An 11,880-nucleotide genomic window follows, 5' to 3' on the forward strand; every position below is an offset into this window, starting at 1 on the left:
TTAGACAGAGGTGTTAACGATGAAATTTTTTATTGATACGGCCAATATTGAAGATATTCGTGAAGCGAACGCGTTAGGGGTATTATCTGGCGTTACGACGAACCCGAGTCTTGTTGCGAAAGAAGGCGTTTCTTTCCACGATCGTCTGAAAGAAATCACAGCTGAAGTCGACGGTTCGGTCAGTGCTGAAGTGGTGGCAGAAGACGCTGAGGGCATGATTGAAGAAGGAAAAGAGTTAGCGGCCATCGCTCCTCATATTACGGTGAAAGTCCCGATGACCTTAGAAGGGATGAAAGCCGTGAAGGCGTTCAGCGATTTGAATATCAAAACGAACGTCACGCTGATCTTCTCCGCGAACCAGGCCTTGCTTGCAGCGCGTGCTGGAGCGACCTATGTTTCCCCGTTCCTTGGACGCTTGGATGATATCGGCCATAACGGAGTCGAGTTGATCGCCCAAATCGCAGAAATCTTCGATCGACATGCAATCGATACAGAAATCATCGCAGCATCGATCCGCCATCCGATCCATGTTACAGAAGCAGCCATCAATGGCGCTCACATCGCAACCGTACCGTTTAAGATCTTTCAGCAAATCGTCAAACACCCTTTGACGGACCAAGGGATTGAAAAATTCCTCGATGACTGGAATAATCAAAAATAAGTAGAGTGTAATGGAAAAAATTGCACATACTAGGCGTATCATCTTTACCTAAAAGCGAGGAGTATTTCATGCATAAATTATTAGTGGAAGGTGGAACTCGCTTACGCGGACAAGTTCGTGTAAGTGGTGCCAAGAACAGTGCCGTTGCTTTGTTGCCAGCAGCTATTTTAGCTGAGTCCCCCGTCACGATCGAAGGTCTTCCGGACATTTCTGATGTCGGTATCTTGTCCGATTTGCTCGAAGAAATCGGAGGTCAGGTCAAGAAAGATGGCAGAACGATCCACATCGATCCTTCGAATATGGTGTCGATGCCATTGCCGAACGGAAAAGTGAAAAAGCTTCGAGCCTCCTATTATTTCATGGGAGCGATGCTTGGTCGTTTCAATAAGGCGGTCATCGGGTTACCTGGAGGTTGTCATTTAGGTCCTCGTCCGATCGATCAGCACATCAAAGGCTTTGAAGCCCTGGGTGCGGAAGTGACGAATGAACAAGGGGCTATTTATTTACGTGCTAAAGAACTACGTGGCGCCCGCATTTATTTGGATGTCGTCAGTGTTGGGGCGACGATCAATATTATGCTCGCAGCCGTCCGTGCCAAAGGGAAAACCGTGATTGAAAACGCGGCGAAAGAACCGGAAATCATTGATGTTGCTACCTTACTGACAAGTATGGGAGCCAAAATCAAGGGAGCCGGAACCGACGTCATCCGAATTGAAGGTGTCGATCAGTTGAACGGGTGTCTACATACGATTATTCCAGATCGTATTGAGGCTGGCACATACACCATCATGGCGGCAGCCCAGGGGGATGAAATGATCATTGATAATGTCATTCCTCAACACTTAGAATCGCTTTTGGCGAAACTGCGTGAGATGGGTGTCACGATTGAAGAGAACGATGAGCAGTTGTATGTCAGACCGGGCAAAAATTTGAAGAGTGTCGATATCAAAACACTCGTCTATCCTGGTTTTCCGACAGACTTGCAGCAGCCATTCACTTCGCTGCTTACTCAAGCAGAAGGAACAGGTGTCGTATCCGATACGATTTATCAAGCTCGCTTCAAGCATGTCGATGAGCTCCGTCGCATGAATGCTTCGATTAAAGTCGAAGGCGGTTCAGCGATCGTCTCTGGTCAATCCAACCTGCAAGGCGCTAAAGTGAAAGCCACTGACTTGCGCGCGGGAGCGGCCCTTGTCATTGCAGGTCTGATGGCAGATGGGGTGACCGAAATTACAGGTGTCGATCATATAGAACGCGGGTATGAGAATATTACCAACAAATTGATCGAACTTGGCGCTAAAGTCTGGTATGAGGAAATGTCCGAAGAAGAAGTGGAACAGTTCCAAAACAGCTGACGTCTTCTAGTCTTATGGAAAAACGAATGATGTCATGAAACCGTAATGTTTTGTCTATGATAGGGAGGAAAGCCGGGTAACTCCGGCTTTCTTCTATATGATTCTCCGCCCCCAATTGTCTGCAAATGGCTTTTTATTAAATTATGATTGAAACCCGGTGGGGACAGGAGTACAATAAAGGTTGTTTGATAGACATAGAAGAAAGTATTCCTTAAATCCTCGTAAGCTTCAAACATATAACTTCTATTACTTCTCCCATTTCTTCTATTGCACACGAGAAGTCATTAAACACTTTCACAATAACAAGCTTACAACGAAATATGGCCTGATTCAGGCTGAACAGAAATTTTATAAAAGTGGTGATTTTGTGGCAGATTTAACGATCTCCAATCTTGAGACAATGACTTTGAAGGGTCTCTATGAAAAAGCGAAACAATTCAAAGTCTCTTATTATGCAAAACTAACAAAACGAGAATTGATTTTTGCCATTCTGAAAGCGCAAGCGGAAAAGGACGGCTTTTTATTCATGGATGGAATTCTAGAAATCATTCCGTCTGAAGGATTCGGATTCTTACGTCCGATCAACTATTCTCCGAGTGCGGAAGACATTTACATTTCTGCATCCCAAATCCGCCGGTTCGATCTGAGAAATGGCGACAAGGTTTCCGGTAAAGTCCGCCCGCCGAAGGAAAACGAACGTTACTACGGCTTGCTGCACGTGGACGCCGTCAATGGTGAAGATCCGGATTCGGCAAAAGAGCGCGTGCACTTCCCGGCATTGACGCCGTTGTATCCAGACCGTCAGATGAAGCTTGAAACAGAACCGAAAAAGCTATCTACACGAATTATGGACGTCATGTCTCCGGTCGGGTATGGTCAGCGTGGTCTGATCGTAGCACCTCCAAAAGCGGGTAAAACGATGCTGCTTAAGCAAATCGCAAACAGCATTTCAACGAATCACCCGGATTCGAAGCTCATTATCTTACTTGTTGATGAGCGTCCGGAAGAAGTGACGGACATCGAACGCTCGGTAGCCCCGGATGTGGATGTCGTCAGCTCGACGTTTGACGAAGTACCGGAAAATCATATCAAAGTGTCTGAACTTGTTTTAGAACGCGCGATGCGTCTAGTCGAACACAAGCGCGATGTCATCGTATTGATGGATAGCATCACTCGTTTGGCAAGAGCGTACAACCTCGTCATCCCACCGAGCGGTCGTACATTATCCGGAGGAATCGACCCAGCCGCTTTCCACCGCCCGAAACGATTCTTCGGTGCTGCACGTAACATTGAAGAAGGCGGAAGCTTGACCATTCTTGCAACAGCCCTTGTCGATACAGGGTCACGCATGGATGACGTCATTTATGAGGAATTCAAAGGGACTGGAAATATGGAGCTGCATCTGGATCGCAATTTGGCCGAGCGCCGGATCTTCCCAGCTATCGATGTTTTACGTTCTGGTACGAGAAAAGAAGAGTTACTCATGCCGAAACCTTATCTCGACAAAGTGTGGGCCATCCGTAAAACGATGTCCGATGCCCCAGACTTCGCTGATCGCTTCCTGCGTCGTATAAGAGGCTCCAAAAATAATGAAGAGTTTTTCGATATGATGGATAAAGATATGCAGAACAAGAAGCCGCAGAAGGCACCAGCTCGTCGCTCATAAAATATGAAGGGAGAAAGATTATTTCATCCAGTTATGTTGCAATGGATAACTCGGACTGTTATAATCTTTCTATGTGAGTTTCAGTAAAAGGTGTTTATTTTAAACCTTCGACGGCTCTTACAATAACTCTGTTTCTAAAGGATTCAGGGCAAAAAGGAGTGGAAGAACATGAAATCAGGAATTCATCCAGAATACCGTAACGTTGTATTTCTTGACACTAGTTCTAATTTCAAGTTTCTAACAGGTTCTACTAAGTACTCTGAGGAAACGATCGAATGGGAAGATGGAAACACGTATCCATTGATCCGCGTAGAAATTAGTTCTGAGTCACACCCGTTCTACACTGGTAAGCAGAAAGCTGACAAAGCTGGCGGCCGTGTTGATCGATTCAAGAAAAAATATAACCTTTCATAATAATCAGAGACCATCTTTTGATGGAAACTGTTTCATTTTGAACAAAAACAGGCAAATTGTCTTTATGGTTTGCCTGTTTTTTTGTCAAAAAATAGGGAATAATAACAGTGACACATATAAAACCACATGATTGAAGCTATGATGTGGCATCCCCTGCGACTTTGTAGTTTTGGTAAATGTGGACAGCAATAGAGAAATGGTGAATAGAAGGAGGGCTGTCCTTGGTGATCCATGAGCGATTGATCATTCGTTCCGAAATCATCGGGAGGGCTCTTTTTTGCTGATAGCGGTTAGCGAGAAGGGAGCGACAGTGGACGTGTATGTAATGAAGCAGAGCGGTTGGGTAGAAGTCATTTGTGGAAGTATGTTCAGCGGAAAGTCGGAGGAATTGATTCGTAGGGTTCGTCGTGCTACATTCGGGAATTTGACGGTCCGTGTGTACAAGCCGGCCATCGATAATCGTTATAAAGATGATGCGATTGTCTCTCATAACGGAACATCCGTGTGGGCGCGCCCGGTGAAAGCATCGCTGGATATTCTTCAAGAAGTCGATGATGAAGTCGATATTGTCGGAATTGATGAAGTGCAGTTTTTTGATGAACACATCGTTGAAGTCGTAGAATGTTTAGCTGATCGCGGCATTCGTGTAGTCGTCGCCGGGTTAGATACAGATTTCCGTGGTGAGCCGTTCGGCAAAATGCCTGCGTTGATGGCTCTGAGTGAGAACGTAACGAAGCTGAATGCGATTTGTCCGGTGTGTGGCTCACCTGCCAGCCGAACACAGCGTCTCATCAATGATGAGCCTGCTTCTTACGACGACCCGATCATCCTAGTCGGGGCATCCGAATCTTACGAGCCGAGATGTCGTCACCATCACAAAGTTCCAAACAAGCCCAGGCAACAGCAAGTGAAAGCAGCCTACGCTGAAAAACAATAACAACAAACGGTAGCTCTCATCAGGGCTACCGTTTTTTATGAAAATGAAAAATGATTTCAAGGCTTATTTGAGGGGGAGGAGAGATGGGGAACGAGTCGCTTTCCGTGGGCGGGCGCTGAGCCTCCTCAGGCTTCGTCTTGTGGGGTCTCAGCTGTCCCTTTTAATCCCACAGGAGTCTCCCCGTTCCCCAATGCGCTCGATCATCTATTCAATGTGCTACCTAAAGTTTATGCTAAAGGTATAAAAGGAAAGCTGATTCTTAGACACTTGTCTCATGCACCCTTTGTGAATGAGTGAATCTCAGGAACAAATAAGAAAGGTGGAAACAGCGATGTCTCACCCTTGCTCACAAACCCTTAAAAAGAGAACCGACTTACTTAAAGAGTGCTCCGATGCCTATCTCTATGCCGTTGAAGTCGTTACGAAAAACAGCGTAATGGCAGAGGATCTGTGCCAATCATGCGCCGAAGTCTGCTACAATTGTGCAGACGAATGCTCGTCTTTGGACGACGACTTGCTCGGTGAAGACTTATATAACATGTGCATGAAATACGCACGTCTTTGCGAAGAAATCATGGCGTACCATAGTACACAGCAACCAAAACAACTGAAAGAAACCATCTAAACCATTTACTTATCCACAATCCACTAAATCCTCAATCCCGTCTGATTACAGGCGGGATCGCTTTGTTTTGTCGACATACATAAACACCTTTCTCTCGGAAACACTAACGAAAAAGAGAAGAGGTGAATACGATGAAACAACGAAGCACCATCACCATCACGGTTCTCCTCGTTATGCTACTATCTGGTTGTGGATTACAGATGGAGAAATATCAAGGAGAAACGAGTCGTGATGACATAGAAAACATGGGAATGAACGATAAGGTGACCAATGAAACTCAGAATCCCCGTTTAATGAGTGAGCCAGGCGATACGTGGGGATTGAAACAAGACCGAAAGCTCATCAAAGAGGCCGTCAACCAAATTCCGGGCGCAGAAACGAAGCGGGTCATTTTGGAAGCGAATCGTGTATGGGTATCTGTAAAAGTGGATGGAGCCGATGATTTATCAAAAGAAGAGATGGATGATTGGAAAGAGGAAGTGAAACAGGTGGTATTCAGGGCCGTTCCGCGTTACGATGTAAGTGTCAAGGTGAGTTAACCATACCAGGTGCCGGTCTTATACAGACAGGTACCTGGTATCCTCTTTTTTCCTGGACATTGCCGCTTTTGCCTCGACATTCAAGCCTGCGGTTGTATCCATGCCTGCTCTATAATATAATTAGAATGTTATGGAGAAAGAGGTGCATACCATTGATCGAACGGTTACAAACATTAGAAGATCGATATGAGAAACTGAATGAATTATTGAGTGATCCTGAGGTCATTTCTGATACAAATAAACTTCGAGAATATTCAAAAGAACAATCTGGCCTTCAAGAGACTGTGGCTGCTTACCGCGAGTACAAAGAAGTCACAGAACAGCTCAGTGATGCCAAGGCCATGCTTGAGGATAAACTTGATGATGATATGGCAGAAATGGTGAAGGAAGAGATCAACGAGCTTTCGGAGCAGAAACATGAATTAGAAGAACGCCTGAAAATTCTGATGCTGCCGAAAGATCCGAACGATGATAAGAACGTCATCATGGAAGTCCGCGGTGCAGCGGGTGGCGATGAAGCCGCTCTATTCGCAGGAGACCTTTACCGTATGTACGCCCGTTATGCAGAGATGCAAGGGTGGAAGACTGAAGTCATTGAAGCGAATACCAATGACGTCGGCGGTTATAAAGAAATCATCTTTATGGTGAGCGGTGAACGTGCCTACTCCAAGCTCAAGTTTGAGAATGGGGCTCACCGTGTGCAGCGTGTGCCAGAAACAGAATCTGGCGGTCGTATCCATACATCAACAGCGACGGTTGTCGTTATGCCTGAAGCGGAAGAAGTAGAGGTCGAAGTACACGACAATGACATTCGTGTCGATACCTTCGCTTCCAGTGGACCGGGTGGTCAAAGTGTAAACACGACGATGTCTGCCGTCCGTTTGACTCACGAACCGACTGGAATCGTTGTTTCCTGTCAGGATGAGAAATCTCAAATCAAGAACAAAGAAAAAGCGATGAAAGTCCTTCGTGCCCGTATTTATGATAAGTTCCAGCGCGAAGCGCAAGCTGAACTTGATGAAAGCCGTAAATCCGCGGTGGGTACAGGTGACCGTTCCGAGCGTATCCGTACGTACAATTTCCCGCAAACACGTGTCACGGATCACCGTATCGGGTTGACGATTCAGAAGCTGGACCAAATTCTTCAAGGGAACATGAACGAAATAGTCGATGCCCTTCTCATCGAAGAGCAAACGAAGAAATTGGAGCAAATCGGTGGATAATACGTTTACGACTGTGGAGGAAGCCCGTCAGAGGGCTTCCGTTTTTTTGCGGGAAAACAATCGTGAACCACGTGTCGCCGACCTTTTGTTAGAACATTACTTGAACCTTTCATTTGCTCAACTTTTGGCGAGAGCACGTGATCCATTCCCTGAAGAAGTGCGCGCAGAGTTTGTGACAAGCGTCCAAGAGCACGCTACTACAGGCCGCCCCGTTCAGCACATCATCGGCTATGCCCCTTTTTATGGACGTGATTTCAAAGTCAGTGGAGATGTCCTCATCCCGAGGCCGGAAACAGAAGAGCTTGTCGTAGGCGTTGTCGATTGGATGAAAAAACAGAAATTGGAGCATCCGTCCGTTGTGGACCTCGGAACAGGTAGTGGGGTCATTGCCATTACAACCGCTCTCGAGTATCCACAATCGCAGGTGACGGCAACAGATTTATCGGCAGACGCACTGGCTATGGCTCGGCACAATGCTGAAATCCATGAAGTCGACGTTCACTTTGCCCAAGGTGATTTTCTAGAACCGGTAGCAGGCCGACCGTTCGACGTCCTCATTTCGAATCCCCCTTATATCGATTGGGACGAAAAGGAGGCGATGGATGATACAGTCACAGACTTTGATCCTGAGCTTGCCCTGTTTGCTCAAAATCATGGATTGGCTGCCTATCAAACGATCATCAAACAAGTGAAACAAGAAGAACATCCCCCCGGTCTCATCGCGTTTGAAATCGGACACGAACAAGGCGAGCAAGTAAAAAGGCTGTTGGATAGCGAACTTCCCCTGTATATAGTTGAAATTAGAAAAGATTTGAACGGAAAAGACCGGATGGTTTTTGCAACTTTAAGAGATTAATAGGTTTATCATTGTTATTTCCTGCCCATACTAGCGACTAGAAGCAGATGGGGAGGAAATACCGATGAAAAACAGCGTGCTCTTATTATTATCTATTATCATTATTCTTACGGTTTTACCTTGGGGTAAGCAAACAGAGGCGGAACGTGAATATCAAGTCATTCCTGATGAAGCCATCCGATTAAGGATTTTAGCGGATAGCAATGCTGAGAAAGATCAAGAGATCAAACGTCTTGTCCGTGATCGTGTAAATGAAGAGATTACCGTATGGGTCGAGGACCTCACGTCTATTGAAGCGGCTCGACAATTGATTCAACAGCGGATTCCAAACATTCAGAAAATTGTTGGTGATACATTGGCTGAGCAAGGGATAGAAGATGATTATTCAGCGGATTATGACTCGAACGTTTCGTTTCCTACGAAGTTGTATGGATCCTATATCTACCCAGCAGGCGATTATGAAGCGATTTTGATTACCATCGGGGAAGGAAAAGGCGATAACTGGTGGTGCGTACTATTTCCGCCTCTTTGCTTCCTGGACTTTTCGAATGGAACGAGTGTAGCGGAAGAGCCTGTTGAAGAAGAGCAGGAAGAAGAGGAAGACGTGCAATTTTTCGTTCTTACATTATGGGAAAAGCTCTTTTCCTAGCATATTGTCCACATCCGATCTCATAGATTAACAGAGAAGGGATGTGGATATTGTATGTATATCGAAAAAGTCGAAGAAGAGCTCTATCATTTGAAAAGAGAGTCTGATGTAATCGGAAACTTTCGCTTGCTGAAATCTGGAGACGGAGCTAGGAAAATTGAAAAGCTTCACGTGTCTGAACAAGTATCTGCAGGCCAAGTGCTCGCCATTTTCGAACTGATCCAAGCCTACGCGAAAGAAGAGAACATTACGAACTTGTATGTGGAAAGCCACTCAGATTCCCTCGACTTTCTTCTACAACATCAACAGTTTGTACTCGAAGATGTCGAAAACCGTTTGTGGAAATATCAAGTTGTCCACGTTTGAATGTGCATAAGTGGTTAATTTATGCACAAATTGTTCATTGTCTGTGGATTAAGTGTGAATAGTGTTAGTAGAGTTAGGAAAATTACTAACGGATTCTTTGGATATGTGGGTATGTCTGTGGATAACTTGAGGACATCTTGTGAATAACGTCGAAATTTGCCAAAACATGTAGATTGGATATAATGGGACTAATTACATTTCGTCGAATGGTGTATGAACAATGATCATGAGTAGGAAAAGGAGTATCAATGATGAGTATGCAAACAAGAATGTGGAAACCGGCTGAACCAGACAATCCAAATGATCCTCATGTCAGGGAGGCGGCGAATCTATTAAACCATCAAGAAGTCGTCGCTTTTCCGACAGAAACGGTGTATGGACTCGGAGCAGATGCAACCGACGAGGTCGCCGTCCAACGAATTTTCGAAGCCAAAGGACGCCCGGCGGATAATCCGTTGATTGTCCACGTGGCCACGAAGGAACAAGTGGACAGGCTGGTCTCTCATATCCCTGATGTTGCTCATCTTTTAATGGATACTTTCTGGCCGGGCCCTCTCACCTTGATCCTCGAAAGTAACGGGGAAGCAGCTAAAAATGTAACAGCTGGATTGACTACGATCGGTATTCGAATGCCGGATCACCCCCTGGCGCTTTCCTTATTGAAAGCGACGGAGAAACCGCTCGCCGCTCCGAGTGCGAATCGCTCCGGTCGTCCGAGCCCGACACAGGCGTTACACGTGAAGCAAGACTTGGACGGACGAGTGGCTGGCATTTTAGACGGGGGAACGACAGGCGTCGGACTCGAATCGACGGTGCTCGATTGTACATCTAACGTCCCGGTCATTCTAAGGCCCGGTGGGATTACAAAAGAGCAATTGGAAACTGTACTTCCTCATGTAGCGGTCGACCCTGCACTTGCTGATGAGAATAACAAACCGAAGTCACCAGGGATGAAATACACGCATTATGCTCCCGAAGCCCCGCTGTACCTCATAGAAGGAACGGATGAATTTTTCCTTGAACAGGTGGAACGTTTGAAGGAAGAGGGACATCGCATTGGTGTCATCGCGAGCAGAGAACTGGCCGAACAACTCTCCCATGAGCGCATCATCACTTGTGGTTCCCGCTTGAACATGGCAGAGGTCGCGGGTCAGCTATACCATGCATTAAGAGAATTCAAAAAGTCGGAAGTGGATATCATTGTAACCGAAGTCTTTGATGAATCGGGAGTCGGGGCTGCTGTTATGAACCGGTTACAGAAAGCAGCGGTCAACGTCATCCAACCGTCCTAGCATACAAGCCTTCTTGCCTGCATATCTTGATAGAGGTATTGCAGGGAGGGGGCTTCTTTCATTGGAGCAGGTAACATCTTTAGTTTTATTATCGATTGCTTTGGGGTTGGATGCGTTCTCCGTGTCGCTCGGCATGGGGATGCAGTCGGTTCGGTTGAAGCATGCGTTCATCGCCGGAATCGTTGTGGGCATCGCCCATATCGTGATGCCGGGCCTCGGGATGCTACTCGGTCAATGGATGTCATCCGGCGTGAGTCAGTGGGCGACGGTCGCCGGGGGAGCCATGTTATTCGGACTCGGAAGTTACACCGTATTCGCTTCATTGACGGAAAAGCATTCAGCGGCCTATACATTAGCGGGAGCCGGTTTATGGTTATTTGCGTTAAGCGTAAGCATTGATAGTTTCCCAGTTGGATTCAGCTTAGGTCTTCGTGATGCGGAAGTATGGGTTTCCGTCCTTTCATTCGGGTTATTCAGTATGGCGTTGACATGGGCTGGTTTTGTCCTTGGCAGGAGAGCGGGAGCACTTCTTGGCACATACAGTGAACTACTCGGAGGCAGCATCTTGTGCGCCCTTGGTTTGAACGCCATATTTTAAAGGACAACTCCATTCAGTTGAGACTGTACGTATGATATGATGAAAAAAACGGACTATTGTAAGGAGTAGGAATGTCATGAATATACTATTTGTTTGTACAGGGAACACGTGTCGCAGTCCAATGGCTGAGGCAATCATGAAAGCGAAATGGCCGAAAGAAAGTGTAAAATCAGCAGGTGTCTTTGCAGGAAGAGGAGAACCGATGGCAAGCAATTCCGAAGTGGTACTACGGGAGAAGAACCTGACATTGGATCATGAAACGTCTCAGATTACAGAAGAAATGCTTGAGTGGGCTGATCTTGTGCTGACGATGACCGATCGTCATAAACAGACGCTGACTCTTCAATATCCGAACTACGAAAGCAAATACTATACATTGAAAGAATACGTTCTAGTCGATGATCTGAAGTGGCAGGAATTGAAAGAATCTTACTCAACGTTTGAGGAGAAACGGTCACATATATTGCGCGAAGGCATGGACAAGTTGAGTAGCCGTCAAATGGAAGAGAAGCTGAACCGAGAGTTAGAAGAAGATATGCGCAAGATCGAAGAAATGGAACGTAGTTTTCCAGATATCAATATCAGTGACCCTTTTGGCGGAAATGTGAACATTTACCGTGAAACACGTGATGAATTGGAAAAACACATTGAACTTCTAGTAAGAAAGTTAGAAAATAAAGATAACTAACTAGTTCTTCA

At 46.0% G+C, this 11,880-nt stretch carries 14 protein-coding genes; all 14 read left to right on the forward strand.

Annotated features, from left to right (window positions below; translation table 11 throughout):
* Positions 1-19: 19 nt before the first annotated feature.
* The 14 genes from fsa to H0266_RS10190 all read left to right on the forward strand — a co-directional run bounded on the left by fsa (position 20) and on the right by H0266_RS10190 (position 11,869).
* On the forward strand, positions 20-661 hold the full coding sequence (gene fsa / locus H0266_RS10125; RefSeq protein ID WP_181472279.1) for a fructose-6-phosphate aldolase: 642 nt from the start codon (positions 20-22) through the stop codon (positions 659-661).
* 68 nt (positions 662-729) lie between these two features.
* On the forward strand, positions 730-2,016 hold the full coding sequence (locus tag H0266_RS10130; protein ID WP_181472280.1) for a UDP-N-acetylglucosamine 1-carboxyvinyltransferase: 1,287 nt from the start codon (positions 730-732) through the stop codon (positions 2,014-2,016).
* Positions 2,017-2,383: 367 nt separating this feature from the next.
* Positions 2,384-3,682, forward strand: a complete 1,299-nt coding sequence (gene rho, locus H0266_RS10135) for a transcription termination factor Rho (protein ID WP_181472830.1) — start codon at positions 2,384-2,386, stop codon at positions 3,680-3,682.
* A 168-nt stretch (positions 3,683-3,850) separates the two neighbouring features.
* Positions 3,851-4,096, forward strand: coding sequence for a type B 50S ribosomal protein L31 (locus H0266_RS10140; protein WP_181472281.1), 246 nt, complete (start codon positions 3,851-3,853; stop codon positions 4,094-4,096).
* Positions 4,097-4,412: 316 nt separating this feature from the next.
* Entirely contained in the window at positions 4,413-5,033 is a 621-nt protein-coding gene (locus H0266_RS10145; RefSeq protein ID WP_181472831.1) for a thymidine kinase, read from the forward strand.
* 331 nt (positions 5,034-5,364) lie between these two features.
* Positions 5,365-5,658, forward strand: a complete 294-nt coding sequence (locus H0266_RS10150) for a four-helix bundle copper-binding protein (RefSeq protein WP_181472282.1) — start codon at positions 5,365-5,367, stop codon at positions 5,656-5,658.
* A 131-nt stretch (positions 5,659-5,789) separates the two neighbouring features.
* Positions 5,790-6,197, forward strand: coding sequence for a hypothetical protein (locus tag H0266_RS10155; RefSeq protein ID WP_181472283.1), 408 nt, complete (start codon positions 5,790-5,792; stop codon positions 6,195-6,197).
* Between the two features lie 152 nt (positions 6,198-6,349).
* Complete coding sequence (prfA, locus tag H0266_RS10160; protein ID WP_181472284.1) at positions 6,350-7,420, forward strand: peptide chain release factor 1; 1,071 nt, start codon at positions 6,350-6,352, stop codon at positions 7,418-7,420.
* Complete coding sequence (gene prmC, locus H0266_RS10165; RefSeq protein WP_343063257.1) at positions 7,413-8,276, forward strand: peptide chain release factor N(5)-glutamine methyltransferase; 864 nt, start codon at positions 7,413-7,415, stop codon at positions 8,274-8,276. The genes prfA and prmC overlap by 8 nt, the downstream gene beginning before the upstream one ends.
* 64 nt (positions 8,277-8,340) lie before the next feature.
* Complete coding sequence (gene spoIIR / locus H0266_RS10170) at positions 8,341-8,925, forward strand: stage II sporulation protein R (RefSeq protein WP_181472286.1); 585 nt, start codon at positions 8,341-8,343, stop codon at positions 8,923-8,925.
* Between the two features lie 54 nt (positions 8,926-8,979).
* The gene (locus H0266_RS10175) at positions 8,980-9,291 is read left to right on the forward strand and encodes a hypothetical protein (RefSeq protein ID WP_181472287.1); all 312 of its coding nucleotides are present in this window, start codon (positions 8,980-8,982) and stop codon (positions 9,289-9,291) included.
* Between the two features lie 257 nt (positions 9,292-9,548).
* Complete coding sequence (locus H0266_RS10180; protein ID WP_425484305.1) at positions 9,549-10,583, forward strand: L-threonylcarbamoyladenylate synthase; 1,035 nt, start codon at positions 9,549-9,551, stop codon at positions 10,581-10,583.
* 61 nt (positions 10,584-10,644) lie between these two features.
* Positions 10,645-11,181 (forward strand): manganese efflux pump MntP, encoded by a 537-nt coding sequence (locus tag H0266_RS10185; RefSeq protein ID WP_181472289.1) that lies wholly within the window; start codon positions 10,645-10,647, stop codon positions 11,179-11,181.
* A 76-nt stretch (positions 11,182-11,257) separates the two neighbouring features.
* On the forward strand, positions 11,258-11,869 hold the full coding sequence (locus H0266_RS10190) for a low molecular weight protein arginine phosphatase (protein WP_181472290.1): 612 nt from the start codon (positions 11,258-11,260) through the stop codon (positions 11,867-11,869).
* Positions 11,870-11,880: the final 11 nt, after the last annotated feature.

This window comes from Halobacillus locisalis (assembly GCF_013694105.1).
Taxonomy (GTDB): Bacteria; Bacillota; Bacilli; order Bacillales; family Halobacillaceae; genus Halobacillus; species Halobacillus locisalis.

Excerpts from the sequence above, each read along its gene's own strand:
- fsa (WP_181472279.1), top strand. The coding sequence starts at position 20 with ATGAAATTTTTTATTGATACGGCCAATATTGAAGATATTCGTGAAGCG.
- H0266_RS10130 (WP_181472280.1), top strand. The coding sequence starts at position 730 with ATGCATAAATTATTAGTGGAAGGTGGAACTCGCTTACGCGGACAAGTT.
- H0266_RS10140 (WP_181472281.1), top strand. The coding sequence starts at position 3,851 with ATGAAATCAGGAATTCATCCAGAATACCGTAACGTTGTATTTCTTGAC.
- H0266_RS10150 (WP_181472282.1), top strand. The coding sequence starts at position 5,365 with ATGTCTCACCCTTGCTCACAAACCCTTAAAAAGAGAACCGACTTACTT.
- H0266_RS10155 (WP_181472283.1), top strand. The coding sequence starts at position 5,790 with ATGAAACAACGAAGCACCATCACCATCACGGTTCTCCTCGTTATGCTA.
- spoIIR (WP_181472286.1), top strand. The coding sequence starts at position 8,341 with ATGAAAAACAGCGTGCTCTTATTATTATCTATTATCATTATTCTTACG.
- H0266_RS10175 (WP_181472287.1), top strand. The coding sequence starts at position 8,980 with ATGTATATCGAAAAAGTCGAAGAAGAGCTCTATCATTTGAAAAGAGAG.
- H0266_RS10180 (WP_425484305.1), top strand. The coding sequence starts at position 9,549 with ATGCAAACAAGAATGTGGAAACCGGCTGAACCAGACAATCCAAATGAT.
- H0266_RS10190 (WP_181472290.1), top strand. The coding sequence starts at position 11,258 with ATGAATATACTATTTGTTTGTACAGGGAACACGTGTCGCAGTCCAATG.